General features: G+C 68.7%; 20 protein-coding genes. 15 read left to right on the top strand and 5 right to left on the bottom strand.

All coding sequences use genetic code 11. From position 1 onward, the window contains the following. The first annotated feature begins 176 nt into the window (after window positions 1–176). The gene (locus AC07NG_RS24220; protein WP_494596880.1) at window positions 177–3572 is read left to right on the top strand and encodes a TonB-dependent receptor; all 3396 of its coding nucleotides are present in this window, start codon (window positions 177–179) and stop codon (window positions 3570–3572) included. A 28-nt stretch (window positions 3573–3600) separates the two neighbouring features. Here AC07NG_RS24220 and AC07NG_RS24215 read toward each other — a convergent pair whose 3' ends face one another. Both AC07NG_RS24215 and AC07NG_RS24210 read right to left on the bottom strand, forming a co-directional pair. After that, the gene (locus AC07NG_RS24215) at window positions 3601–4407 is read right to left on the bottom strand and encodes a DUF1365 domain-containing protein (protein ID WP_494596879.1); all 807 of its coding nucleotides are present in this window, start codon (window positions 4405–4407) and stop codon (window positions 3601–3603) included. Continuing rightward, a complete protein-coding gene (locus AC07NG_RS24210) occupies window positions 4404–5744 on the bottom strand; it encodes an NAD(P)/FAD-dependent oxidoreductase (RefSeq protein WP_494596877.1) in 1341 nt (446 codons plus the stop codon). Before AC07NG_RS24210 ends, AC07NG_RS24215 begins: the two co-directional genes overlap by 4 nt. Before the next feature lie 141 nt (window positions 5745–5885). Here AC07NG_RS24210 and AC07NG_RS24205 point away from each other — a divergent pair, with 141 nt between their 5' ends. The 11 genes from AC07NG_RS24205 to AC07NG_RS24155 all read left to right on the top strand — a co-directional run bounded on the left by AC07NG_RS24205 (window position 5886) and on the right by AC07NG_RS24155 (window position 16126). Beyond that, entirely contained in the window at window positions 5886–6986 is a 1101-nt protein-coding gene (locus AC07NG_RS24205; protein ID WP_494596875.1) for an SAM-dependent methyltransferase, read from the top strand. 21 nt (window positions 6987–7007) lie between these two features. Then, window positions 7008–7418, top strand: a complete 411-nt coding sequence (locus tag AC07NG_RS24200) for a DUF2177 family protein (protein ID WP_494596873.1) — start codon at window positions 7008–7010, stop codon at window positions 7416–7418. Window positions 7419–7507: 89 nt separating this feature from the next. Beyond that, complete coding sequence (locus AC07NG_RS24195) at window positions 7508–8038, top strand: sigma-70 family RNA polymerase sigma factor (RefSeq protein WP_487291846.1); 531 nt, start codon at window positions 7508–7510, stop codon at window positions 8036–8038. Beyond that, window positions 8035–8763: an anti-sigma factor gene (locus tag AC07NG_RS24190; protein ID WP_487291847.1), complete on the top strand. Its 729-nt coding sequence runs from the start codon at window positions 8035–8037 to the stop codon at window positions 8761–8763. The genes AC07NG_RS24195 and AC07NG_RS24190 overlap by 4 nt, the downstream gene beginning before the upstream one ends. A 39-nt stretch (window positions 8764–8802) precedes the next feature. Then, a complete protein-coding gene (locus AC07NG_RS24185; RefSeq protein WP_494596871.1) occupies window positions 8803–9897 on the top strand; it encodes a mechanosensitive ion channel family protein in 1095 nt (364 codons plus the stop codon). 342 nt (window positions 9898–10239) lie between these two features. Beyond that, on the top strand, window positions 10240–11469 hold the full coding sequence (locus tag AC07NG_RS24180; RefSeq protein WP_494596896.1) for an allantoate amidohydrolase: 1230 nt from the start codon (window positions 10240–10242) through the stop codon (window positions 11467–11469). Continuing rightward, the gene (locus tag AC07NG_RS24175) at window positions 11466–12683 is read left to right on the top strand and encodes a pyridoxal-phosphate-dependent aminotransferase family protein (protein WP_494596869.1); all 1218 of its coding nucleotides are present in this window, start codon (window positions 11466–11468) and stop codon (window positions 12681–12683) included. Before AC07NG_RS24180 ends, AC07NG_RS24175 begins: the two co-directional genes overlap by 4 nt. A 130-nt stretch (window positions 12684–12813) precedes the next feature. Continuing rightward, window positions 12814–13728 (top strand): allantoinase PuuE, encoded by a 915-nt coding sequence (puuE, locus tag AC07NG_RS24170; protein WP_492856579.1) that lies wholly within the window; start codon window positions 12814–12816, stop codon window positions 13726–13728. Beyond that, window positions 13725–14246: a 2-oxo-4-hydroxy-4-carboxy-5-ureidoimidazoline decarboxylase gene (gene uraD, locus AC07NG_RS24165; RefSeq protein ID WP_492856581.1), complete on the top strand. Its 522-nt coding sequence runs from the start codon at window positions 13725–13727 to the stop codon at window positions 14244–14246. Before puuE ends, uraD begins: the two co-directional genes overlap by 4 nt. Beyond that, window positions 14247–15431 (top strand): urate hydroxylase PuuD, encoded by a 1185-nt coding sequence (locus tag AC07NG_RS24160; RefSeq protein WP_492856582.1) that lies wholly within the window; start codon window positions 14247–14249, stop codon window positions 15429–15431. Window positions 15432–15466: 35 nt separating this feature from the next. Beyond that, a complete protein-coding gene (locus AC07NG_RS24155) occupies window positions 15467–16126 on the top strand; it encodes a TetR/AcrR family transcriptional regulator (RefSeq protein ID WP_494596867.1) in 660 nt (219 codons plus the stop codon). A 175-nt stretch (window positions 16127–16301) separates the two neighbouring features. Here AC07NG_RS24155 and AC07NG_RS24150 read toward each other — a convergent pair whose 3' ends face one another. Together AC07NG_RS24150 and AC07NG_RS24145 are read right to left on the bottom strand one after the other, a co-directional pair. After that, entirely contained in the window at window positions 16302–17621 is a 1320-nt protein-coding gene (locus tag AC07NG_RS24150; protein WP_494596865.1) for an amidohydrolase, read from the bottom strand. A 191-nt stretch (window positions 17622–17812) separates the two neighbouring features. Beyond that, window positions 17813–20017, bottom strand: a complete 2205-nt coding sequence (locus AC07NG_RS24145) for a TonB-dependent receptor (RefSeq protein WP_494596864.1) — start codon at window positions 20015–20017, stop codon at window positions 17813–17815. 280 nt (window positions 20018–20297) lie between these two features. Between AC07NG_RS24145 and manD the strand changes: the two genes are divergently transcribed. Next, window positions 20298–21509 carry a D-mannonate dehydratase ManD gene (gene manD / locus AC07NG_RS24140; protein ID WP_494596862.1) on the top strand — a complete coding sequence of 404 codons (1212 nt, stop codon included), beginning with the start codon at window positions 20298–20300 and terminating at the stop codon, window positions 21507–21509. Between the two features lie 118 nt (window positions 21510–21627). After that, window positions 21628–22380 (top strand): FadR/GntR family transcriptional regulator, encoded by a 753-nt coding sequence (locus AC07NG_RS24135; RefSeq protein WP_492856593.1) that lies wholly within the window; start codon window positions 21628–21630, stop codon window positions 22378–22380. Window positions 22381–22501: 121 nt separating this feature from the next. Here the strand turns inward: AC07NG_RS24135 and ilvD are convergent, their stop codons facing one another. Beyond that, window positions 22502–24355, bottom strand: coding sequence for a dihydroxy-acid dehydratase (gene ilvD, locus AC07NG_RS24130; protein WP_492856595.1), 1854 nt, complete (start codon window positions 24353–24355; stop codon window positions 22502–22504). Between the two features lie 96 nt (window positions 24356–24451). Here ilvD and AC07NG_RS24125 point away from each other — a divergent pair, with 96 nt between their 5' ends. Next, the gene (locus AC07NG_RS24125) at window positions 24452–25345 is read left to right on the top strand and encodes a LysR family transcriptional regulator (RefSeq protein ID WP_494596860.1); all 894 of its coding nucleotides are present in this window, start codon (window positions 24452–24454) and stop codon (window positions 25343–25345) included. Window positions 25346–25536: the final 191 nt, after the last annotated feature.

Raw genomic sequence — 25536 nt, 5'->3', positions numbered from 1 at the left:
TGCCGTCATCGACGCTCGCGGATCGATTTCGATTTGATCCCGACGCCATGTTTCGCCTTAATGACACCGGTAGCTATTTTAATGACACCGGTAGCGGTTAGCGCTACCAACAAGAAACGTATCACGGGTCAGGCCGCTCAATGAGCCAGGCCCGTCGGGAAGAACTGGGAGGGAATATGTTGCAAGTCACCTCGCGGCGGAGCCGCGCCCGCGTGCTGTGCGACCGAGCGTCGCTCGGCGCTCTGACCATCGCCGGCAGCCTGCTGATCACTGGCGCCGCCTTCGCTCAAGATACCGCACCCGCCGCCGCTCCGGGCCAGACCGAAGAGAACGCGGTCGAGGAAGTGGTCGTCACCGGCTATCGCGCCGCCCTGCAGAGCGCCCTCAGCGTCAAGCGCAACGCCAACGTGATGGTCGACGCCATCAACGCCGAGGACATCGCCGACTTCCCCGACGCCAACCTCGCCGAGTCGCTGCAACGCCTGCCGGGCGTTTCGGTCGACCGCGAGAACGGCGAAGGCCGCACCATCACCGTCCGCGGCCTGGGCAGCGACTTCACCCGCGTTCGCCTGAACGGCCTTGAGGCCCTGTCGACCGCCGGTCCGTCGATCGCCGGCGACGCCGCCAACCGCTCGCGCGGCTTCGATTTCAACACCTTCGCCTCGGAACTGTTCAGCGCCCTGAAGGTGCAGAAGACCGCCTCGGCCGAAACCGACGAAGGTTCGCTGGGCGCGACGGTCGACCTCGAGACCGGCAAGCCCCTGAACTTCAAGGACCGCCGCCTGGCCCTGTCGATCGCCGACGCCTACTACGAAAACGGCGGCTCGCACTCGCCGCGCGTCGCGGGCCTGCTGTCGGATCGCTGGGAAACCAACTGGGGCGACTTCGGCGCCCTGTTCTCGCTGGCCTACAACAAGCGCAACCAGATCATCGACAGCTACCAGCGTCAGGCCGGTCAGTCGGAATACACCTATCGCGGCTCGACCTTCCTGGCGACCAACTCGACCGCCACCTCGCCGCGCCGCCAGGGCTTCGCGACCCCGACCGGCACCTCGTGCAACGGCGGCGTGATTCCGGGCGTCAACATCACCAACTCGGCGATCTGCTCGATGCTGGTGGGCTCGAACTCGACCGCCTACAATCTGGTCAACAGCCCCTCGAGCGCGACGACCAACGCCACGACCCTGACCAACACCGGCACGATCACCGCCGCCGGCCCGCTGGTCCGCATCCCCGCCCTGGCCACGCTGAACCAGCAGGACCTGGAGCAGAAGCGCCTGGGCCTGACCGGCGCGCTGCAATGGCGCCCGACCGCCCGGACGACCATCTCCTATGACTGGGTCTATTCGGAGCTGGACCAGTCGTCGGTCAACTATCAGGTCCAGACCGTCGGCCTGAACCGCAACAACACCAACGCCAACCTCTATGCGCTGTCCAACAGCACGGCGGCCGCCACCAAGCGCGGCCTCTACGCCTCGTGCACGGCGCAGGACGCGACCGCGATCCGCGACGCCATCGACTGCGGCCAGGTGCTGAACGGCGGCGCCTTGGTCTCGGGTACGACCAACAGCTACAACCCCTACAACCTCGACCCGTACGACTACTACAACAGCACCTCGTCGGTCGGTTACGTCGCCAGCACCTACGGCGCCTCGATGGTCGACAAGTTCATCGGCCGCCCCAGCGTGCGCCTGATCGACGCCGCCCTGTCGCCCAGCGGCGCCAACGCCGACTACCTGAAGCTGGGCAATGTCGACCTGCGCTCGGCGGCCGACGCGGCCCTGTTCACCACCTACTTCCGCCAGTCGTCGCTGAAGCTGGACCACGAGTTCACGGACAACTTCTCGATGACCGCCGTCTGGGGCAAGTCGTCGTCGAAGAACAAGACGCAAGGCCTGCTGGCCGACTTCATCCGCCTGGACTCGGGCCAGGGCGTGGCCGGCGACGACTACCTCGTCTACGACGCCCGCGGCGGCGGCGACATGCCGCTGCTGAACCTCGGCTTCGACGCGACGAAGTCGACGGCCTGGGACTTCGTGAAGGGCTATTCGGCCCTGCGCCACTTCCAGCGCTTCACCAACAACGACTACGAGACCCTGCGCTTCGACTTCAAATATTCGGTCGATGACAATCTCGACGTGAAGTTCGGCATCAGCCGCCGCGAATACGGCTTCTCGACCGCCGAATATCGCCGCCTGACCGGCGAGACCCTGAACCCCAGCCTCAAGGAAGCCGGCGTCACCGTCGCCGACGTCAGCAAGGTCGTGAACTGGGGCACCGGCCTGGACGTCCCGGCCGGCACCACCACCGCCTTCCTGGTCCCCGACCTGCAGAAGATGGTCAACCTGTTCCAGTTCGACTGTAACTGCATCAACAAGTGGGGCGACTGGCGCCTGTCCTACCTGGCCAGCGCCGCCAACCGCTACGCGGTCGACGAGAAGGACACCGGGGCCTACGTCCAGTTCGACTACAACACCGAGGTGTTCGGCCGCACGCTGCGCGGCAACGTCGGCACCCGCTACGCCCTCACCGAGGTGGAGTCGTCGGGCCTGACCAACACCTCGCGGCCGATCGCCGGCGAGAACAAGTATCACGACGTCCTGCCCTCGCTGAACGCCGCCTACGAGGTGGCCGACAACATGATCGTGCGCTTCGGCGCGGCCAAGGTGATGGCGCGTCCGATGCTGGCCAACCTGGCGCCCAGCGTCACGGCCATCAGCGTGCCGACCGCGGCCGGCGCGACGACCGGCGGCTCGCTGACGGTCGGCAATCCGAAGCTCGACCCGTTCCGGGCGGTCAACTACGACCTGAGCTTCGAGTGGTACTTCACCACCGGGGCCCTGGTGTCGGTCGCGATCTTCGACAAGCAGATCAACAACTTCCCGCAGACCCTGATCAACAACGCGCCGCTCAGCGCGATCATGGACGCCGAGGGCGTCGCCGCCCTGCGGGCCGCCCAGACCAACGTCAACGCGCTGGCCTATATCGACGCCGACAACACCTTCGACATCCGCCAGTTCGGCAATGCGCCGGGCGGCTACATCCGCGGCATCGAGTTCAACTACCAGCAGGACCTGACCTTCCTGCCCTGGTACTTCAAGAACCTCGGCGTCCAGTTCAACGCCACGCACCTGGAGTCGGAACTGGAGTACATCGTGACTCCGGCCAACAGCCGTACTGGCGCGGCGGCCGTCACGGCCAAGGGTCCGTTCACCGGAGCCTCGCCGGACGCCTTCAACTTCACGGTCTACTACGAAGTCGACAAGTTCTCGGCCCGCCTGTCCTCGGCCTATCGCAAGGGCTACCGCACGACCTATCCGATCGCCGCGGGCACCTGCGAGCCGGGCTTCTGCGACTCCCCGCTGGTCAACGACTTCCTGGGCAGCGAGAAGACCTTCAACCTCGACGGTTCGGCCACCTACAAGCTGAACAAGAACGTCACCCTCTCGCTGGAAGCCCTGAACCTGACGGATCAGAAGGAACAGCGCTGGGCCTACGAGAACGACCCCGTCGTGACCCGCTACGCGGCGACCGGCCGGTCGTTCTTCCTGAGCGCGCGCGTCGTCTACTGACGGCTCGCGAGCGACGCCCTGAGGCGTCTCAACTCCCCGACATCGCTGGCGGCGCGGATATCTTCCGCGCCGCCTTTTTCTTTGGCGCGCCGGTCCCGCCCGGATTGGGGAAGAAGCGGAAGCCCTTGAACAGGATCCGCAGCGCCTCCCAGTGGATCGCCGCCAGCACCCCGATCACCTGCCAGGGATGGCCCAGCATGGCCCGCAGCAGCGCCTGGTCGCTCAGCGGCTCGCGCCGGCCGGTGAAGCTGGCCGCCAGCACCCGGCCCTGGTCGTCATGGACGTCGATCCCCACCCGCACCGCCTCGCGCGGCGGGGCCAGGGTAAAGGCGTAGAGCAGGTCCATCGGCATGAAGGGCGAGACGTAGAAGGTCTTGTCGCAGCCCTGCACCACCACCCCGTCCTCGCGGGCGGTGGCCGGCAGCACGTAGTCACTGCGCTCGCCGAAGGTGTTGCTGACCGCATAGACCACCGCCGCCAGCCGCTCGTCGGCGTCGTGGTGGAAGTAGACCGTCAGCGGGTTGAAGCCGTGGCCCAGCACGCGGGGCATGCACAGGGCCGCGATCCGCCCGCCGGGATGATGCAGGCCGTGCCGCGCCAGCAGCGCCTCGATCTGCGGCTTGACCGGCGCGCGCCGGCGCTCGGCGTGGTCGCGGTCGTGATAGCTGAGCAGGTTCAGGGCGTTGTGCGAGAAGAGGCGCAGGCGAGCGCCAGCCGCGTCGAGCTCGTCGAGATCGAGCAGCAGCATGAAGATCCGATAGCTCAGCCGGTGCCGGCGCGGCCGGGCGCGGTCGTGGACGACGAGGCCGGAATAGAGGGCCGAGCGCAGGGTCATGCGGCCAGCTCCGGCTGCGCGGGCGCCGCCTTGCCCAGGACGATGCGGCCGGAGGGATCGGCGACGGTCCAGGGCCGGCGCACCCCGCCCAATTGCTCGGCCACGGCCAGGCCCGCCTGCAAGCCGTCCTCGTGGAAGCCCGAGCCGAAATAGGCCCCCGCGAACCAGGTGCGCCGCGCGCCCTGCAGCGACCACAGGCTCGCCTGCGCCGCCATGGCCGGGCCGTCGAACAGCGGATGCTCGTAGACCTGGTCGTGCAGCACCTGGCCCGGCGCGCGGTCGGGATTGAGCGACAGGAAGAAGGGATCCTGACCGGGCAGCGGCTGGAGGCGGTTCATCCAGTAGGTGACGCCGCCGACGCCCTCGCCGTCCCGCTCCTCCGCCCTGCGACGACCGACATGATTCCAACTGGCCCAAGCCTTCGCGCGGCGCGGCATCAGGGCCCGGTCGCGATGCAGCACCGCGCGGTTGCGGCTGTAGCGGAAGGCGCCTAGCAGGGCTGTCTCCTCCAAGGTCGGCTTGGCCAGCATGGCCAGGGCCTGGTCGGCATGGGCGGCGATCACCACCTGGTCGAAGCGCCGGGTCTCGCCCGCGCCGTCCTCGATGGTCACGTGGTCGGGCTGGCGGTCGATCCGCCGCACCGGCCGCGACAGCAGGATCTCGCCGTCGGTGTCGGCGGCGATGGCGGCGACGTAGCGGGCGCTGCCGCCGGCCACCGTGCGCCAGATCGGCCGCTTGTCGATCGGCAGCATCAGGCCGTGATTGTCGAAGAAGCGCAGGAAGGCGCCGGCCGGGAACTCGCGGATGTCGGCCAGCGAGGTCGACCAGATCGCCGCGGCCTGCGGCAGCAGGTGGTCCTCCTGGAACGCCCGCCCGAACCCTTGGGCGTCGAGATAGTCCACCAGCCGGCAGAAGCCGTCGTCGCGCAGGGCCCGGGCGTCGCGCGCCCCCGCCCGATAGAAGCGCATGACGTCCAGCAGCATGCGCAGGAAGCGCGGATTCACCAGGTTGCGCTTCTGGGCCAGCAGGTTGCTGGAGGAATATTCCAGCGCCCCGTCGTCGAGCGAGACGCCGAACGACATGTCGCTGTCGACCGTCTCGACGCCCAGGTGGGCGAACAGGGCGGTCAGATTGGGATAGTTCGGCTCGTTGTAGACGATGAAGCCGGTGTCCACCGCCGCCTCGCCCACCCGCACGGTGTTGGCGTGGCCGCCCAGCCGCTCGTCGGCCTCGTACAGCGTCACCTCGTGGCGCTTCGACAGCAGCCAGGCCGCCGAAAGCCCTGAAATCCCGGAGCCGACGACGGCGATGTGCTGACGAGAGGGCGAACTGGACATCGATGCTCCTGGGGTGCTCCTGGCAAGGCTCTGCTTGCAGCTACGGAGCAAGGGCGATCCCGGACGCATGCATCCGAACATCGATCGCCGCCGTAGCTCCGACCGGAGGTCGCCGGCGGCGGCCGATCGGACGGAGATCCCATGACCGACGCGACGACGAGCGACCCCGCCCTGGCCGCGCCTGGCGCCGAAGCAGAGCGCGGGCGGGCCGGCGGCGGCCTGGTCTCGGCCCTGGTGCGCCTGGCCCAGGACGCCCCGGTTCCGGATTTCGTCGCGCGGCTGGCGATCGAGCGGCTGGTGTCCGGCGCCCGGCGCTCGCTGGAGGGCGCGCCGTCAGAAGCCAGCCAGCGCTTCGCCGAGGCCATGGCCGAGCGCCCGATCGCCACCCACGTCGAAGACGCCAACGCCCAGCACTACGAACTGCCCGCCGCCTTCTTCGAGGCGGTGCTGGGCCCGCACCTGAAATATTCCAGCGGCTTCTACCCGCCCGGCGCGCGCGACCTGGCCGAGGGCGAGGTCGCCGCCCTGCGCGAGACCGAGATCCACGCCGACCTGCGCGACGGCCAGTCGGTGCTGGAGCTGGGCTGCGGCTGGGGGTCGCTGTCGCTGTGGATGGCCGAGCGCTTTCCCAACTCGACGATCACGGCGGTGTCGAACTCGGCCTCGCAGAAGGCCTTCATCGACCGCCGCGCCGCCGCCCGAGGCCTCTCGAACCTGACCGTCGTCACCGCCGACATGAACGCCTTCGAGGCCGGCCGGCGGTTCGACCGCGTCGTCTCGGTCGAGATGTTCGAGCACATGAGCAACTGGCGGGCGCTGCTGACCCGGGTGCGGACTTGGCTCGCGCCCGACGGCCTGCTGTTCTTGCACGTCTTCACCCACGTCGCGACGCCCTATCGCTTCGAGACCGACGACCCGGACGACTGGATCGCCCGCTATTTCTTCAGCGGCGGCGTCATGCCCAGCCACGACCTGGCGAGGCAGTTCCCCGACCTGTTCGAGGTGGCCATGGACTGGCGCTGGAGCGGCGAGCACTACGCCCGCACCGCGCGGCAATGGCTGGAGCGGTTCGACGCCGCCCGCGCGACGATCGATCCGATCCTGGTCGAGGTCTATGGCGACCGGGCCGCCGTCTGGCGGCGGCGCTGGCGGCTGTTCTTCCTGGCCACGGCCGGCCTGTTCGGCCATCGCGGCGGCCGCGACTGGGGCGTCAGCCACTACCGCCTGCGACCCGTCGCCTGATCCCCAATCCAAGGAAACCCCATGCTTCGCTACGCCGCCGGCTACCTGGCGACCGCCGTCGTCTTTCTGGCCATGGACGCCGTCTGGCTGACCCAGACGGCCGAGCGCCTCTATCGCCCGCACATCGGCGCCCTGATGGCCGACAAGCCCAACCTCGTCGCCGCGCTCGCCTTCTACCTGATCTACATCGCCGCCGTTCTGGGCCTGGCGATCATCCCGGCCCTGCGGCCAGGCGGCGGCTGGTCGCGGCTGCTGACCAGCGCGGCCCTGTTCGGCCTGGCCGCCTACGCCACCTACGACCTGACCAACCAGGCGACGCTGAAGACCTGGTCGACCGTGATCACCCTGGCCGACATGGCCTGGGGGACGTTCGTCACCACCGTCGCGGCCTCAGCGGGCTATTTCGTCGCCAGTCGGCTTGGCGGACGCTAGCCGTTGCCAGCCTCGCGGCCCCGTGCGACCGTCCGTCGCAGATTCAGGCGCCAGGGGACCCTCGGTTGGACGCAGACTCAAGCCGCGCCTTGCTTTCGCGAGCCCTCGCGCGCGTCGCCAACCGCGACCACGACGCCCTCAAATACGTCTATCGGCACACCTCGGCGAAACTGCTGGGCGTGGTCCTCCGTATCTTGAATGATCGCGAGGAGTCCGAGGACGTGCTGCAGGACGTGTATCTGACGGTGTGGAACAAGGCCGACCGGTTCGATCCGGAGAAGGCCAGCCCCATCACCTGGCTGGTCAGCCTGGCCCGCAACCGCGCCATCGACAAGCTGCGCGCGCGCGGAACCCGGGTGATGACCGGCGTCGAGGAAGCCGAGGCCCTGCCCGACGCCGCCCCGCTGGCCTCGGCCCGGGTCGAGGCCGACGAGGACCGCCAGCGCCTCGACGGGTGCCTCGACCAGCTCGATCCCAAGCATTCGGGCGCCGTGCGCAAGGCCTTCTTCGAGGGCCTGACCTATGACGCCCTGGCCCAGGCGGTGGGCGTGCCGCTGGGCACGATGAAAAGCTGGATCCGGCGCAGCCTGATCAGCCTGCGGGCCTGTCTCGAAGCATGACCGACGCGACCGACATCCCGCCGGAAGGTGAAGAACGCCCCCTGGCCGGCGAGTACGTACTGGGCGTGCTGGAGGCGGACGAACGCGCCGAGGCCGAGCGCCGCATCGTGGCCGAACCGGCCTTCGCCCGGTCCGTGGCCTGGTGGGAGGAGCGCCTGACGCTGCTGGCCGCCGACATCCCCTCGGCGACACCGTCAGAAGGCCTGTGGCCGCGCATCCAGAACCTGATCGTCGAGCCGCTGAAACCGTCGGCCTGGAACAGCGTGAACCTGTGGCGCGGCGTGGCCGCCGGCGCCCTGGCCCTGGCGGCCGCCAGCGTCGTCATCGCCGTGCTGCCGCGCCCGGCCGCGCCGCCGATCGTCGCGCCGAGCCCGGCCAAGCCGCAGGCCGCCGAAGTGGCGCTGATCGCCGATCCGACCAGCAACAAGCCGATGGTGGTCGCCACCCTCGACCACGCCACCGACCAGGTGATGCTGACGCCGATGGGCATGAAGATGCCCGAGGGTCGCGACGCCGAGCTGTGGATCATCCCCGAGGGCCAGAAGGCGATCTCGCTGGGCGTGATCCCGACCGATGCGCCCAAGCGGATCCCGATGCCCGAAGGCCTGCGCGGCGCGGGCACCTACACCGCCCTGCTGGCCGTCACCGACGAGCCGATCGGCGGCTCGCCCACGGGCGTGGCCACCGGCTCGGTGCGCGCGGCGGGCAAGTTCCTGAAGGGGTAAGGCGGGAGCCATCGCGGCGCACACGCGTTGGCCCCGGTCATGAGCACCATCGCAGACCGGCTGCCTGACTGGCTGAACGACTCCGTGTGGCTGATCGCCTGGGCGCCGCCCTGGATCGTCAGTCTCGTGCTGATCGCCCTGGCCGTCGTGCTGGCCTGGAGCGTCCACGCCATTGCGGTGCGGATGGTGCGCCATTCGCTGTCCAAGCGCGACGCCTTCTGGCAGGCCCTGATCGCCCGCACCCGCCGGCCCACCCGCATGGCCTTCGTGGTCGCCGCCCTGGGCGCGGCGGCCTCGGTCGCGCCGCTCGACGCCGCCCAGGCGGAAACCGCCAAGCACGTGCTGCTAGTGCTGTTCATCCTGCTGCTGGGCTGGATGGCGATGACCGCGCTCGACATCGGCGCGGCGCTCTACCTGCGGGGCTTCAAGGTCGACGTCGAAGACAACCTGCTGGCTCGCAAGCACATCACCCAGATCCGCATCCTGCGGCGGGCCATGGCGATCCTGGTCGGCATCTTCACCCTGGCCCTGGCCTTGATGACCATCCCCGGCGTGCGGCAATGGGGGGTCAGCCTGCTGGCCGCCGGCGGCGCGGCCTCGGTGATCGTGGGCCTCGCCTTGCAGCCCCTGCTGACCAATCTGATCGCCGGCATCCAGATCGCCGTCACCCAGCCGATCCGCATCGACGACGCCGTCATCGTCGAGAAGGAGTGGGGCAATATCGAAGAGATCAACGCCACCTATGTGGTGGTGCGCCTGTGGGACTGGCGGCGGATGGTGCTGCCGCTCAGCTACTTCATCCAGACCCCGTTCCAGAACTGGACCCGCGAGAACGCCGCCCTGATCGGCACGGCCATGCTCTATGTCGATCCCGCCGCCCCCGTGGACCGCCTGCGCGCCAAGCTGGAGGAGATCGCCAGGGGCTCGAAGCTGTGGGACGGCAAGGTCGTGAACCTGCAGGTCACCGACATCACGCCCGAGGTCATGGAAGTCCGCTGCCTGGTCAGCGCCCGCAACGCGCCGGTAACCTTCGACCTGCGCTGCGAGGTCCGCGAAAAGATGATGGCCTTCCTGCGCGACGAACTACCGGAGGCCTTCCCGAAGAAGCGGCTGGCGCTGGCGACTGAGGCCTAACTCCCCTCCCCCTTGATGGGGGAGGGGTCAGGGGTGGGGGTGGCTACGGCGGTTCAACGCGCGCCAGATCCTGAAACGCTGTCACCCCCATCCCCAACCCTTCCCCCATCAAGGGGGAAGGGAGGAAGACAATCATCAAGTAAGTGATTTATGACTTACGAACAGGCGCCCGCCTCGTTGGCTGGCGCTTGCGCGGGCAATCGGCGATGACTTGACCGTCGCGCCGCTTGCCCAGGGGGACGGGCGGGCGCAGCCTGCTACCCATGGGGGCGACGAAATGCGGGGAGCGTGGTGACGCGGGAATTCGAGATCGGCGTCAGGGCCAAGGCCCGCTGCGACCTGATGGGCGCGGCGCCTTTCAGCGAGGCCGACGACATGCTGGTGCGGCGGTTCCTGACCAGCGCCCACAAGGCCGCCCTCGACACCCTGAAGTTCTGGATGGAAGAGGCCGGCATGGCCGCCCGCCTCGACGCCGCCGGCAACCTGGTCGGCCGTTACGAGGGCGAGACGCCAAGCGCCCCGGCCCTGCTGATCGGCTCGCACATCGACAGCGTGCGCAACGGCGGCCGCTATGACGGCGCGCTGGGGGTGATGCTGGCGATCGACGTGGTCGAGGCCTTCCACCGCCAGGGCCGCCGCCTGCCCTTCGCCATCGAGGCCATAGCGTTCGGCGACGAGGAGGGCTCGCGCTTTCCCGCCTCCATGGCGTGCAGCCGCGCCGTGGCCGGCACGGTCGATCCCAAGGTCATGGAGATGACCGACGCGGAGGGCACGAGTCTCGCCCAGGCCTTCGCCGCCTTCGGCCTTGACCCGACGCGCCTCACCGAGGCCGCCCGCCGGCCTGACGAGATCTTCGCCTTCCTCGAAGCCCATATCGAGCAGGGGCCGGTGCTTGAGGCCGAGGGCCTGGCCCTGGGCGTCGTCAGCGCCATCGCCGCCCAGAAGCGCCTGATGGTGCGATTCAAGGGCCAGGCGGGCCATGCCGGCACCACGCCGATGGGCCTGCGCAAGGATCCCGGCCCTGCCGCCGCCGAGGCGGTGCTGGCCCTGGAGCGCATCTGCCGCGACGGACCTTTGGCGGGGACCGACGGCCTGGTGGGCACGGTCGGCCGAATGACCGCCCTGCCCGGCGCCTTCAACGTCATTCCGGGCGCCGTCGAGTTCTCGATGGACATCCGCGCAGAGACCTCGGCCACACGCGACGCGGCTGTCGAAGCGATCACCACCGAGATCGAGGCCATCGCAGCCCGACGCGGCCTGACGGTTTCGGTCACCCTGATGCAGGCCCTGGCCGAGAGCCCCTGCGACGCGGGCCTGACCGACCTGCTGTCAGGAGCCGTGGCCGACCTCGGCGGCCCGGTCCGCCGCCTGCCCAGCGGCGCGGGCCACGACGCCATGGTCATCGCCGACCTCTGCCCCACCGCCATGCTGTTCATCCGCTGCGAGGGCGGGATCAGCCACAACCCCGCCGAAGCCGTCACCGACGCCGACTGCGCCCTGGCCGCGCGGGCGATGGTCGGGTTCGTGGAGCGGCTGGCGACACGCAACGATTTCTCGAAGACGCCCGAATGAACACCTTCAAAGAACTCGACCACCCCGCCCGCCTGCTGATGGGTCCCGGCCCGATCAACGTGCACCCGCGCGTGCTGCGGGCCATGTCGGTGCAGCTGCTGGGCCAGTTCGACCCCGAATTCACCGGCTACATGAACGAGACGATGGCGCTCTATCGCGGCGTCTTCCAGACCGAGAACCGCTGGACCTTCCTGATCGACGGCACCTCGCGGGCCGGGATCGAGGCGGCGCTGGTCTCGACCCTGGTTCCGGGCGACGACATCGTGGTGGTCAACGCCGGGCGCTTTGGCCTGCTGCTGGCCGAGATCGCCGAGCGCTGCGACGCCAAGGTCACCTTCGTCGAGGGCGAGTGGGGCCAGGTCGTCGACCCGCAGGCGGTCGAGGACGCGGTCAAGCGTGTGAAGCCCCGGCTTGTAGCCTGCGTGCACGGCGACACCTCGACCACCATCGCCCAACCGATCGAGGCCATCGGCGAGATCTGCGAGCGGCACGGCGCGCTTCTGTATGTCGACGCCACCGCCACCCTGGGCGGCATGAGCGTGCCGGTCGACGCCTGGAAGGCCGACATCGTCACCGCCGGCCTGCAGAAGTGCCTGGGCGGCCCCTCCGGCTCGGCCCCGATCACCATCAGCGACAAGGCCGCCGACCACATCTTTTCCCGCCGCCACGTCGAGAAGGGTCTGGCCGTTCCCGGCGCGACGGGCGCCGGCCGCCGCATCGCCTCCAACTATTTCGATCTGGCGATGATCATGGACTACTGGTCCGACAAGCGCCTGAACCACCACACCGAGGCCGCCAGCATGCTGTTCGCCGCCCGCGAATGCGCGCGGATCGTGCTGGAGGAAGGGCTCGAGGCCCGCTTCGCCCGCCACGCCCAGGCCGGCGCGGCCATGACCGCCGGGATCGAGGCCCTGGGCCTCCAGGTCTATGGCGACCAGGCGCACAAGATGGCCAACGTCACCGGCGTGATCGCGCCCCCCGGCGTCGACTACGACCGGGTGAAGGCCCGCATGCGCACCGAATTCGAGATCGAGATCGGCGCGGCCTTCGGGCCTCTTGCGGGAAAGATCTGGCGGATCGGGACGATGGGCGTGAACGCCCGCAAGCACGCGGTTCTGCAGACCCTGGCGGCTCTTGAGGCGGTGCTGCGGTGGGAGGGCTTCGTCGCGCCGGCGGGGGCGGGCGTGGACGCGGCGGCGGGGGTGTTCGGGTGATGGCGGTGAAGACCCCCTCCGGCCCTTCGGGCCACCTCCCCCAGAGGGGGAGGATCGCGTTCGGCGCCGACGCCAAGATGCTCCCCCTCTGGGGGAGCTGTCGCGGAGCGACTGAGGGGGCCTGCGGCTTATGACGGCTTACCCCCGCGACCTCGTCGGCTACGGCGAACATCCGCCGCACGCCCAATGGCCGGACGGCGCCCGCGTGGCGGTGCAGTTCGTGCTGAACTACGAGGAAGGCGCCGAGCGCAGCGTCCTGCATGGCGACAAGGTGAGCGAGTACTTCCTGTCGGAGATGGTCGGCGCCCAGCCCATCGAGGGCGCGCGGCACATGTCGATGGAGAGCCTCTACGAATACGGCTCGCGCGCCGGCTTCTGGCGGATCCGGCGCCTGTTCGAGGAATTCGGCCTGCCGCTGACCGTCTACGGCGTCGCCCAGGCCATGGAGCGCCATCCGGACGTGGTCGAGGCGATGATGAAATCCGGCTGGGAGATCGCCAGCCACGGCTATCGCTGGATCGACTACCAGCACTTCCCCGAAGACCTGGAACGCGAGCACATCGAGAAGGCCATCGAGGTGCACAAACGGCTGACCGGGGAACGCCCGCTCGGCTGGTACCAGGGGCGCACCAGCCCCAACACCGCGCGCCTCGTCGCCCAGGAAGGCGGCTTCGTCTACGACGCCGACAGCTATAGCGACGACCTGCCTTACTGGGACGACCAGCATGGCCGCGCCCAGCTGATCGTGCCCTATACGCTCGACACCAACGACATGCGCTTCGCCGCGCCCCAGGGCTTCAACAGCGGCGACCAGTTCTTCGCCTATCTGCGCGACGCCTTCGACGCCCTCTGGCTGGAGGGCGAGACGGCGCCGAAGATGATGAGCATCGGCCTGCACTGCCGCATCGTCGGCAAGCCCGCCCGGATCATGGCCCTGCGGCGGTTCCTCGAACACTTGACGAGCCACGACAAGGTCTGGGTGGCCAAGCGGATCGATATCGCCCGCCACTGGATCGCGACGCATCCCTACGGAGCCAAGGCATGAGCGCCCCGCCTCTCACCCTGGCTCGCCTCAACAGCATGAACCAGACGGGTTTCGTCACCGCCCTGGGTTTCGCCTTCGAGCTGTCGCCGTGGGTCGTCGAACGCGCCTGGGACGCGCGGCCGTTCGCCAGCGTCGAGGCCATGCATGGCGCGATGATGGACGTGCTGAACGCCGCCTCCGTCGACGACAAGCTGGCCCTGATCCGCGCCCACCCTGAACTGGCCGGCAAGGCCGCCATCGCCCGGGCGCTGACCGCCGAGAGCACGGCCGAGCAGGCCGGCGCCGGGCTCGACAAGCTGACGCCCGAAGAGTTCGCCCGCTTCCACGACCTCAACGCCGCCTACGGCAAGAGCTTCGGCTTTCCGTTCATCATCTGCGCGCGGCTGAACGACAAGAGCTCGATCCTGCGGGCCATGCAGGCCCGCCTGTCCAACGACCGCGAGGCCGAGATCGCCGAGGCGATCCAGCAGATCGGCCTCATCTCCAAACTCCGCATCCAAGACGCCGTGACGCAATAGATGGACTACGATCTCGCCGCCTGGCTGAACCTGGCGCTCCGCTGGCTGCACGTGATCGCGGGCGTCGCCTGGATCGGGGCCTCGTTCTACTTCGTCTGGCTCGACAACAATCTGCGTGCGCCCGAGCCCCCGAAAGACGGCGTGAAGGGCGAGCTGTGGGCCGTGCACGGCGGCGGCTTCTACCACTCGCAGAAGTACATGACGGCCCCGCCGCACATGCCGGACCACCTGCACTGGTTCAAGTGGGAGGCCTACACCACCTGGCTGTCGGGCTTCGCCTTGTTGTTCGTGCTCTACTACTGGGGCGCGCCGGTCTATCTGATCGACCCGACCAAGCACGCCTTCAGCCACTGGCAGGCGGTGGGCGTGGGCCTGGCCTTCATCTTCGGCGGCCTGGCGGTTTACGAGGGCCTCTGCCGCTCGCCGCTGGTGGAGCGCCCGCGCCTGTTCGGGATCGTCTGGTTCGCCGCCCTGGTCGGCGCGGCCTACGCCCTGCAGCACCTCTTCACCGACCGTGGGGCCTTCATCCACGTCGGGGCGATCATCGGCACGGCCATGGCCGCCAACGTCTTCCTGACCATCATCCCCAACCAGCGGAAGATCGTCGCCGACATGCTGGCCGGTCGCGAAGTCGACCCGCGCCTGGGCGCGGCGGGCAAGCAGCGCTCGGTGCACAACAACTACATGACCCTGCCGATCCTGTTCATCATGATCAGCAACCACTATCCGGCCATCACCGGCCACCCGAAGGCCTGGCTGCTGCTGGCGCTGGTGGGCATGGCGGGGATCTCGATCCGCCACTTCTTCAACCTGCGCCACCACGGGATCATCCGGCACGACTTCCTGTTCTACGGGGCCATGCTGATGTTCGCCGTCAGCGTGATCGTCAGCCAGAAGCCCAAGACCCCCGCCGTGCTGGGGCCGGTCAGCTTCTTCGAGGCCCAGGCCATCGTGCAGAAGCACTGCGTGACCTGCCACAGCGCCGCGCCCAGCCATCGCGGCTTCTCGGCCCCGCCCAACGGCGCGACCTTCGACAGCGCCGAGCACATCGCCCGCTATGCGCCCAAGATCCGTGAGCGCGCTGTGATCAGCACCAGCATGCCGCTTGGCAACGAGACCCATATGACCGATGAGGAGCGCGCCAAGCTTGGCGCCTGGATCGAATCCGGGGCCAAACTGCCCTGACGCCCTCCCCCTTGGCGACGCTGGAGACCGCCCCCTTGTCCGACGCCGATCACGAGGTCGCCCCCGACGCCCCGGCCCCGCGCAAGCGCAACGCCGAGCGGACCCGCAAGGCGATCATGTCGGCGGCGCTGAAGGAGTTCTCTCAAGCCGGGTTCGCGGGCGCGCGCATCGAGCGGATCGTCAAGGCCGCCAAGTGCAACATCCGCATGCTCTACCACTACTTCGGCGACAAGAAGGGCCTCTACGTCGCCGTGCTGGAAAGCGCCTACGAGGACCTGCGCAACCGCGAAGCCGAGCTGAAGATCGACTTCGACAAGCCGATGGCCGGTTTCCTCGAATTGCAGCGCTTCACCTTCGAATATTTCGAGAAGAACCCGAAGTTCGAGGGCCTGCTGCGCAACGAGAACCTGCTGCAAGGGCGGTTCGTGGCGCAATCGCGCAAGGTCACCGAGACGGCCTTTCCCCTGCGCCGCACCATCGAGCGGCTGATCGAGAGCGGCCAGGCCCAGGGCCTGTTCCGCGACAACCTCGACCCGATCCAGATCTACGTCACCATCGCCGCCATGAGCCGCTTCCACCTGGCCAACGGCTGGTCGCTGTCGGCCACGCTGGACACCGACATGACGACGCCCGAATGGCGCCGGGCGCGGTTGCAGCATGCGCTGGACGTGCTGGAGGGGTATCTGAGCATCTGATCCTTCTCCCCTTGCGGGAGAAGGTGTCGACGAAGTCGACGGATGAGGGGTCGCACCCACGAAAAACGCCGCGACAGCTGATCGGCCGTCGCGGCGTCTTGCTTCTGAGAGACCCCTCACCCGACCTCCCTCCGGGAGGCCACCCTCTCCCGCAAGGGGAGAGGGATCGAGAAACCTACTTCGCCATCACGTTCATCACCGCCAGGGTCATCGCCTCGACGCCCGTGCGGATGCTCGGCTCGGGGACCGGGGCGAAGAAGGGCGAGTGGTTGACGGGCAGCGGCTTGCCGGCGGCCTTGGCCTCTTCCATCGCCTTGGGATCGAAGCCGCCGATCGAGAAGTAGACCGAGGACACGCCGGCGATGATGAACTCCGAATAGTCCTCGCTGGCCGAGCCGGGCGACGGCACGGCGACCGCGTCCTTGCCGAAGGCGGCCTTGAAGACGGCGGCGGTGCGCTCGGTCAGGGCCGCGTCGTTGACCACCGCCTTGCCGCCGGGGATCAGCTGGAGGTCCGGGGCCGGGGCGCCCGACATCTCGGCCACGGCCTTGGCGGTGCGGGTCACGCCGTCGAGGATTCTGGTGCGCACGCCGTCGTCCTGGGTGCGGATGGTGCCGCGCACCTTGGCCTTGTCGGGAATGATGTTGCCGGCGCTGCCGGCCTGGATCGAGCCGACCGTGACGACGCCGAACGCCGCCGGATCCTTCTCGCGGCTGATCACGCTCTGGACATCGACCGTGAAGCGGGCGGCCATCATCACCGGGTCGATCGAGGCGGCCGGCATCGAGCCGTGGGCCCCGCGGCCGTTGAAGGTCAGCTCCAGGGCGTCGGAGGTCGAGGTCAGGACGCCGGCCTTGTAATAGACCTGCCCCGCCGCGCCGGGACCGACGTGCAGGGCGAAGCCGTAGTCGGGCTTGCCGAACTTCTCGAAGAAGCCGTCGCTGATCATCGCCTTGGCGCCGCTGACCGTCTCTTCCGACGGCTGGGCGACGAACACCAGCGTGCCCTTCCACTTGGCCTTCTGGGCGACCAGCTGGCGGGCGGTTCCGATCCAGGCGGCCATGTGCACGTCGTGGCCGCAGGAATGGGCGACGAACACCTCGGCGCCGTTCCAGGTGGTCTTGGCGCGGCTGGCGTAGGGCAGGCCCGTCTTTTCTTCCATCGGCAGGGCGTCGAGCTCGGTGCGCACGAGAACGCTGGGGCCCTCGCCGTTCTTGAGCACCGCCACGACGCCGGTCTTGCCGACGCCTTCGGTCACCGTGAAGCCCAGCGCGCGCATCTGCGCGGCTAGCTTCTTAGCGGTCTCGACCTCCTGGAAGCCCAGTTCCGGATGGGCGTGGATGTCCTTGTAGAGCGCGTCGAGCTGCGGGTAGTCGCGGTCCAGCTGGGCCTTGATGGCGGTCGCCGTCGCCGGGACGTTCAGCGGCGCGGCCAGCGCCGGGGTGGCCAGCAGGGCCAGGACGGCGGCGAGGGTGAGCTTCGGGGTCAAGGTCATGCGGCTCGCGCGGCGGACCGCGCCCTTCTGGTTTTACGCTTGAACTGAACCCTTCCCCCTTGATGGGGGAAGGGCAGGGTTGGGGGTGGTTACGGCGATGGACGTCACGCGGGCGGCGCCAAATCCTGAACCGCTGTCACCCCCATCCCCAACCCTTCCCCCATCAAAGGGGGAAGGGAGAGCATCGAGGATCAGAACTTCCGACGGGCGTTCACCCCGAAGGTGCGCGGGGTCAATCCATAAAGCAGGTCCTGGTACCCGACGTTGCTGTTCTTGTTCATGATGCCCTCGGCGTCGGTGAGGTTGCTGACGAAGGCGTAGACGCCCCAGCCCTCGCCCTCGACCCCGGCCCGCAGGTTCACCGTGCTGAAGCCGCCGAACTTGTCGTAGTAGACGTAGGTCGGGCGGAAGGTGGAGACCATGTCGCCGGTATAGGCGTAGTCGGCGCGCACCAGGCCGTTGAGGCCCGCCACGGGCAGCGGCCACGTGTATTGGGCCGAGGCCGCGGCCGTCCAGTCGGGCACGTTGGCGATGCGGTCGCCCTTCTTGCCGGTCGAGCCGTCGACCAGGATGTTGGCGTTGGCCTGGTCCTCGGTCAACTCGGCCTTGGTGTAGCCCACCGAACCGCTCAGCGAGAGGCCGTGGATCGGACGGGCCGAGACCTCGAGCTCGATACCCTGGATCCGCGCCGCGCCGGCGTTGGTGATGAAGGAATAGAGGCCGTCGGCGGTGATGGCGCTGGTCTGGCGGTTCTTCCAGTCGATGCGGTAGACGGCCGTGTTGGCGGTCAGCTTGCCGCCCAGCCAGCTGGTCTTCAGGCCCGCCTCGTAGTTCCACAGGCTGTCGGGGTTGTAGACCACGAGCTTGCTGTTGAGGCCCGGCACGTTGTTGGCGCCGCCCGGCCGGAAGCCCTCGGACGCCGTGGCGTAGGCCATGATGTCCGAAGTGATCTTGTAGCTGGCGTTGAACTTGTAGACCCAGCCCGAGGCTTCGGCGGTCTGCTCGGAATAGGCGGCCGGCGCGGCGCCGGTCAGCAGGTTGCGCTGCGTACCCGCGCTGCCGGTGGTCTTGGTGTAGTCGTAGTGGCGCGCCCCCACCGTCAGCGACAGGCCCTCGACCTGCGGCGGCGTCCAGGTCAGCTCGCCGAACTCGGCGGTCTGCTTGACGTTGGTGTTGACGTAACGGCCCTGCACGTACTGCATCGGGCTGTAGGGCAGGCCCGTGGCCAGGCTGGTCAGCACCGTGTTGCTGTCGATGTGGTCCTTGCGCAGCTCCATGTAGCCGCCGACCGTCCACTGCAGCTGGCCCTCGCCCTTCGACGACAGCCGCACCTCGTGGTTCCAGGCCCCCAGATAGGCCGGCTGGTAGCCGATCACGCCATAGGCGCTGCCGATGTATGGCTTGTACTGCGGGGTGAAGTCGATCGTCCGCAGCATGTCGTACTTGTAGTAGGCGCTCGACGCGGTCAGCTCGCCGATCGGGCTCGACCATTTGCCGGTGACGCTGGTCAGGTCCATCTCGGTGTTCAGCGGCAGCTTCACGACGCTGTCGGTCTTGTAGTCGCCCAGGCGGTCGTACCAGCCCTGCAGGTCGTCGGCCGACGAGTTCTGGTGGATCTTGGTGACGACCAGCGAGATGTCGTCGGTGGGCGTGAAGCCCAGCATGGCGCGATAGCCGTCGGCGTGGCTGTCGTTGATGTTCTTGGCGCCGGTCTTGACGTTGTCGACATAGCCGGGGCGGTCCTCGGTATAGGCGACGATGCGGGCGGCCAGCTTGCCCTCGATCAGCGGAATGTTGCCCATGGCCTTCAGGTACGAGCCCTGCGAGCCGCCCTTGGTGGTGGTGGCCTGGGCCTCCATCGAGGCGCTGAACTCCGTGCTGTCGGGCTTGGAATAGATCACCCGGATGGTGCCGCCCATCGAGCCGCCGCCGTACAGCGTGCCCTGCGGGCCGCGCAGCACTTCCACCCGCTCAACGTCGAACAGGTTGAGGTCGGCGGCGTTGTTGGCCGGGTCCTGGGTGGTGCCCGAGGGGCCGGTGATCGAGGTCTCGTCGTAATAGAGGCCGGTGGTGGCCTCGCCCGAGCCCTGCACGCCGCGGATGGTCACGCGGCTCTGGCCAAGCTGGCCCTGGGTCAGGTTCACGCCCGGCACGGCGCGGAAATAGTCCTGCAGGCCGGTGGCGCCGATCTTCTGCAGGCTGTCGCCGGTGACGGCGCTGATGGCCATCGGCGTGGTCTGGAGGGTGGTCGAGCGCTTCAGCGCGGTGACGACGATCTCCTCGACCGTCTCGTCGGCGGCCGGCGCGGGCGTAGCGGTTTGAGCGGCCGCCCCCAGCGGCGCGGCCAGGGCGGCGAGCGCCGCCGTGGAAAGCAGGATCTTCAGGTCGGTACGCATAGCAGGTCCCCAGTGCATGCATGGTCACGCCCGCTCTGATGGCGGGTCGACGCCCAGGCTGGGGTCTGGGTCGAAAATATGTCAACACTTATGTATCGATATTATTTGGACCGATATAGGCGCCCTTTTGTGAGGCGCCCGTCCGCCGCGCGCCTCATCGTGGTCGAGTCTTTGCCGGCCGATTGGTCTGACCATTGGATTGACAACTACCCCGCCCCGTTTAAACGAGAGGACGGGAAGACATGTCGCCGCGTACCGGCGCCGCCGCGGAAGGACGCCGATGCCGAAGATCACCGCCGCCAGGGTCATCGTCACCTGTCCGGGGCGCAACTTCGTCACCCTGAAGATCGAGACCAGCGACGGCGTGCATGGCATCGGCGACGCCACCCTGAACGGCCGCGAACTGGCGGTGGCCAGCTACCTCAACGACCACGTCATTCCCTGCCTGATCGGCCGCGACGCCCACCAGATCGAGGACATCTGGCAGTTCCTCTACAAGGGCGCCTACTGGCGGCGCGGGCCGGTGACCATGTCGGCGATCGCGGCGATCGACATGGCCCTGTGGGACATCAAGGCCAAGATCGCGAACCTGCCGCTCTACCAGCTGCTGGGCGGGGCCTGCCGCACCGGCGTCATGGTCTACGGCCACGCAAACGGGGCCAGCATCGAGGAGACCCTCGACAACGCCGCCGTCTATGCCGAGCAGGGCTACAAGGCCATCCGCCTGCAATCGGGCGTGCCGGGGCTGAAGACCGTCTACGGCGTCTCCAAGGACCGCTTCTTCTACGAGCCGGCCGACGCCGACCTGCCCAGCGAGAGCGTCTGGTCGACCGAGAAATACCTGCGCAGCGTGCCGCCGCTGTTCGAGGCGGCCCGGGAGAAACTGGGCTGGGACGTCCACCTGCTGCACGACGTGCATCACCGCCTGACCCCGATCGAGGCCGGCCGCCTGGGCAAGGACCTGGAGCCCTACCGGCCGTTCTGGATGGAGGACGCCACCCCGGCCGAGAACCAGGCCAACTTCCGCCTGATCCGCCAGCACACCACCACCCCGCTGGCCGTGGGCGAGATCTTCAACTCGATCTGGGACTGCAAGCAGCTGATCGAGGAACAGCTGATCGACTACATCCGCGCCACCGTGGTGCACGCCGGCGGCATCACCCACCTGCGCCGCGTGGCCACCTTCGCCGACATGCACGGGGTGCGCACCGGCTGCCACGGGGCCACCGACCTCTCGCCCGTCTGCATGGCCGCGGCCCTGCACTTCGACCTGTCGATCCCCAACTTCGGGATCCAGGAATACATGCGCCACACACCCGAGACCGACGCGGTGTTCCCGCACGCCTACAGCTTCGAGGGCGGCATGCTACACCCGGGCGAGGCGCCGGGCCTGGGGGTCGACATCGACGAGGCCCTGGCGGCGAAATACCCCTACAGCCGCGCCTATCTGCCCGTGGCCCGCCGCGAAGACGGCTCGATGCACGATTGGTAAGCGCGGGATTGGTGAGATCGCCGCCGCGATCTTGTCAGACCAAATAGCCGGGGCTTCCGACAAGGGTTATGTTATCGGTGTCGAACCTTAAGGTTCCGCGCGTCGATTCCAGGACCCCATGTCGGACAACGTCAAGCTCTACCGCAAGATCGCGGACACCGTGGCCGACGCTATCGAGGCGGGCCAGTACAAGCTGGGCGACCGCCTGCCGACCGAGCGCGAACTGGCCGAGCAGTTCGGCGTCTCCCGCCCCACCCTGCGCGAGGCGATGATCGCCCTGGAAATGCTGGGCATGATCGAGGCCCGCCACGGCCTGGGCATCTATGTCACCGGCGACGTGCGCCCCGTCGCGCCGCAGCCGGCCGAGCGGGATACGGAAATCGGCGCCTTCGAGCTGATCGAGGCCCGCCGCCTGTTCGAGGGCGAAGCCGCGGCGCTCGCCGCCACCTCGATCACCGAGGAGCAGATCGCTCAGTTGGAAAGCCTGCTCGATCGCATGCACGAGGAAGAGGAGATCCGGGGCGAGGACGCCGACCGCGAGTTCCACCTCGTGATCGCCGGCGCCACCGGCAACGGCGCGATCATCGCCACGATCGAAAACCTGTGGGACTGGCGCAACCGCTCGCCCCTGGCCCGCAACATCCTGACCCGCGCCCGCGGCATGGGGCTGGAGCCGCGCATCGCCGAGCACCGCCGCGTGGTCGACGCCCTGAAGGCCCGCGACCCCGCCGCCGCCCGCCAGGCCATGCGCGACCACCTGGAACGGGTGATCGAACACCTGCTGCACGCGACCGAGACCGAAGCGGTCGAACGGGCCCAGCAGGAGACGAGCGCGCGCCGCGACGCTATTGCAAAGCGCGTGGCGATCTAGGGGGGCGGGAGCCCCCTTCCACCCGCAATAAATCCGCTCATCCCCGCCTTCGCGGGGATGAGCGGTGTTTGGGAGGCGATACGGCTCGAGACCGATCACCTCCCAAATCCAGAAGCGAGAACTACCCCCGCTCGACTTGGCTGACGTCCCGCACCGCGCCGCGCGCGGCGTTGGTGGTCATGGCCGCATAGGCCCGCAGCGCCGGCGAGACCTCGCGCTTGCGGTCCTTCGGCTTCCAGGCGTCCTTGCCGCGCGCCAGCTGGGCAGCGTGGCGCTCGGCGAGAACCGCGTCGGAGACTTCCAGCTGGATGCCGCGGTTGGGGATGTCGATCAGGATCGAGTCGCCGGTCTCGACCAGGGCGATCAGGCCGCCCTCGCCGGCTTCCGGCGAGACGTGGCCGATCGACAGGCCCGAGGTGCCGCCCGAGAAGCGGCCGTCGGTGATCAGGGCGCAGGCGGCCCCCAGGCCCTTCGATTTCAGATAGGTGGTCGGGTACAGCATCTCCTGCATGCCCGGACCGCCCTTGGGGCCTTCGTAGCGAATGACCACGACCTCGCCGGCCGTGACCTTGCCGCCCAGGATGCCGCTGACGGCGTCTTCCTGGCTCTCGAACACCCGGGCCACGCCACGGAAGGTCAGGATCGACTCGTCGACCCCGGCCGTCTTCACGATGCAGCCTTCCGGCGCCAGGTTGCCGAACAGCACGGCTAGGCCGCCGTCCTTGGAGAACGGGTGCTCGACCGAGCGGATGACGCCCTTCTCGCGATCGAGGTCCAGGTCCTCCCAGCGCGCGGCCTGGCTGAAGGCGATCTGAGTCGGCTTGCCGCCGGGCGCGGCGCGGAAGAACTCCTGGGCCGTGCCGCTGTTGGTGCGGCCGATGTCCCAGCGGGCCAGGGACTCGGCCATGGTCGCGGCGTGGACGGTCGGCTGGGTCGCGTCGATCAGGCCGCCCTTCTCCAGCTCGCCCAGGATCGCGGGCACGCCGCCGGCGCGGTGGACGTCTTCCATGTGCACGTCGCTCTTGGCCGGGGCCACCTTCGACAGGCAGGGCACGCGGCGCGACAGCCGGTCGATGTCGGCCATCGAGAACTCGACCTCGCCCTCGCTGGCGGCGGCCAGCAGGTGGAGCACGGTGTTGGTCGAGCCGCCCATGGCGATGTCCAGGCTCATGGCGTTCTCGAACGCGGCCCGGGTGGCGATGCCGCGCGGCAGGGCCGTGGCGTCGTCCTGCTCGTACCAGCGCTGGCACAGGTCGACGATCAGCCGGCCGGCTTCCTTGAACAGGGCCTCGCGATCGGCGTGGGTGGCCAGGACCGAGCCGTTGCCCGGCAGCGACAGGCCGAGCGCTTCGGTCAGACAGTTCATCGAGTTGGCGGTGAACATGCCCGAGCACGAGCCGCAGGTCGGGCAGGCGGCCTTCTCGATCGCCTCGACTTCCTCGTCCGTGTACTTGTCGTCGGCGGCCACGACCATGGCGTCGACCAGGTCCAGCGAGCGGATCGCGCCCTTGATCTGCACCTTGCCGGCCTCCATCGGCCCGCCCGAGACGAAGACCACCGGGATGTTGAGGCGCATGGCGGCCATCAGCATGCCGGGCGTGATCTTGTCGCAGTTGGAGATGCAGACGATCGCGTCGGCGCAGTGGGCGTTGACCATGTACTCGACCGCATCGGCGATCAGTTCGCGGCTGGGCAGCGAATACAGCATGCCGCCGTGGCCCATGGCGATGCCGTCATCGACGGCGATTGTGTTGAATTCCTTGGCCACGCCCCCGGCCGCCTCGATCTCGCGCGCGACCAGCTGGCCCAGGTCCTTCAGGTGCACGTGGCCCGGGACGAACTGGGTGAAGCTGTTGGCGACCGCGATGATCGGCTTGCCGAAATCGGAGTCTTTCATGCCGGTGGCGCGCCACAGGCCGCGGGCGCCGGCCATGTTGCGGCCGTGGGTGGAGGTGCGTGAGCGATAGGGAGGCATGGGAAAATCTCAGTGTCGGCTGTGGGGTTATTACGCCCCTGCACGGCGCTTTCAAAATATATTAGAACGGCGATATTAGGTCGCCAGAGATATGAGATGGACATCCGCCCGCTGCGCCACTTCGCGGCCGTCGCCGAGACCCTGCACTTCGGCCGCGCGGCCGAGCGCCTGGGCATGACCCAGCCGCCGCTCAGCCAGTCGATCATGGCGCTGGAAAAGACCCTGGGGGCGCCGCTGTTCGTGCGCTCCAAGCGCAGCGTGCGCCTGAGCCCCCTGGGCGAAGCCTGGCTGCCGGACGTGCTGGCGGCCCTGGCCGCCGTCGACGAACTGCCGACCACCGCCCGGCGCCTGCGCGACGGCCAGACAGGCCTGCTGTCGCTGTCCTTCGTCAGCACCGCCGACTACAGCGTGCTGCCCGACCTAGTCAGCCGCTATTCGCGGGCCTATCCAGACGTCGAGATCCGCCTGGTCGAGGCGACCAGCGACGTGCAGATCCCCGCCATCGTCGCCGGCGAGCGCCATGCCGGCATCATCATCCCGCCGTCCGACCGCGCCCTGCCAGAGCCCCTGGCCTACCAGCGCCTGGTCTCCGAGCCCCTGGTCGCCGCCGCCCCGGCCGCCTGGATCGAGAGCGGCCGGCTGACGGTCGAGGACGGGGTGCTCGTGCCGGAGGCCATCGTCGATGCGCCGCTGATCCTCTTCCCCCGCACCGTCGCGCCGGCCTTCCACGACCTGGTCACCGGCTACTTCGCCCGCCTGGGCCGTCCCGCCCACATCGTGCAGGAGGCCATCCAGATGCAGACCATCATCAGCCTGGTCTCGGCCGGGCTCGGCGTGGCCCTGGTGCCGGCTTCCCTACGCAACCTGGCCCGGGCGGGCGTGGCCTATGTCGAGGTCCGCGATCCGCCGACGCTGGAGACGGGGCTCGCGTGGCGGCGGGACGACGACACGCCGACCTTGCGGGAGATGCTGCGGCTGGTGGGGGCCTGACCCCCTCAGTCGCTCCGCGACAGCTCCACCAGAGGGGGAGCATCTACGCCGCGAAATCCTCCCCCTCTGGGGGAGGTGGCCCGGAGGGCCGGAGGGGGCCAGCGCCGAGCCCAGCCTGGGGGGGGGGGGGGGGGGGGGGGGGGGGGGGGGGGGGGGGGGGGGGGGGGGGGGGGGGGGGGGGGGGGGGGGGG

The organism is Caulobacter sp. GW821-FHT10C03 (assembly GCF_059415485.1).
Note: the sequence above shows the minus strand (reverse complement) of the source record. Positions and strands in the feature narration are given on the sequence as shown.

Bases quoted from the DNA above. Each gene is read 5' to 3' on its own strand.
- AC07NG_RS24220 (WP_494596880.1), top strand. From the start codon at position 177: ATGTTGCAAGTCACCTCGCGGCGGAGCCGCGCCCGCGTGCTGTGCGAC.
- AC07NG_RS24215 (WP_494596879.1), bottom strand. From the start codon at position 4,407: ATGACCCTGCGCTCGGCCCTCTATTCCGGCCTCGTCGTCCACGACCGC.
- AC07NG_RS24210 (WP_494596877.1), bottom strand. From the start codon at position 5,744: ATGTCCAGTTCGCCCTCTCGTCAGCACATCGCCGTCGTCGGCTCCGGG.
- AC07NG_RS24205 (WP_494596875.1), top strand. From the start codon at position 5,886: ATGACCGACGCGACGACGAGCGACCCCGCCCTGGCCGCGCCTGGCGCC.
- AC07NG_RS24200 (WP_494596873.1), top strand. From the start codon at position 7,008: ATGCTTCGCTACGCCGCCGGCTACCTGGCGACCGCCGTCGTCTTTCTG.
- AC07NG_RS24190 (WP_487291847.1), top strand. From the start codon at position 8,035: ATGACCGACGCGACCGACATCCCGCCGGAAGGTGAAGAACGCCCCCTG.
- AC07NG_RS24185 (WP_494596871.1), top strand. From the start codon at position 8,803: ATGAGCACCATCGCAGACCGGCTGCCTGACTGGCTGAACGACTCCGTG.
- AC07NG_RS24180 (WP_494596896.1), top strand. From the start codon at position 10,240: ATGGGCGCGGCGCCTTTCAGCGAGGCCGACGACATGCTGGTGCGGCGG.
- AC07NG_RS24175 (WP_494596869.1), top strand. From the start codon at position 11,466: ATGAACACCTTCAAAGAACTCGACCACCCCGCCCGCCTGCTGATGGGT.
- puuE (WP_492856579.1), top strand. From the start codon at position 12,814: ATGACGGCTTACCCCCGCGACCTCGTCGGCTACGGCGAACATCCGCCG.
- uraD (WP_492856581.1), top strand. From the start codon at position 13,725: ATGAGCGCCCCGCCTCTCACCCTGGCTCGCCTCAACAGCATGAACCAG.
- AC07NG_RS24160 (WP_492856582.1), top strand. From the start codon at position 14,247: ATGGACTACGATCTCGCCGCCTGGCTGAACCTGGCGCTCCGCTGGCTG.
- AC07NG_RS24150 (WP_494596865.1), bottom strand. From the start codon at position 17,621: ATGACCTTGACCCCGAAGCTCACCCTCGCCGCCGTCCTGGCCCTGCTG.
- AC07NG_RS24145 (WP_494596864.1), bottom strand. From the start codon at position 20,017: ATGCGTACCGACCTGAAGATCCTGCTTTCCACGGCGGCGCTCGCCGCC.
- manD (WP_494596862.1), top strand. From the start codon at position 20,298: ATGCCGAAGATCACCGCCGCCAGGGTCATCGTCACCTGTCCGGGGCGC.
- AC07NG_RS24135 (WP_492856593.1), top strand. From the start codon at position 21,628: ATGTCGGACAACGTCAAGCTCTACCGCAAGATCGCGGACACCGTGGCC.
- ilvD (WP_492856595.1), bottom strand. From the start codon at position 24,355: ATGCCTCCCTATCGCTCACGCACCTCCACCCACGGCCGCAACATGGCC.
- AC07NG_RS24125 (WP_494596860.1), top strand. From the start codon at position 24,452: ATGGACATCCGCCCGCTGCGCCACTTCGCGGCCGTCGCCGAGACCCTG.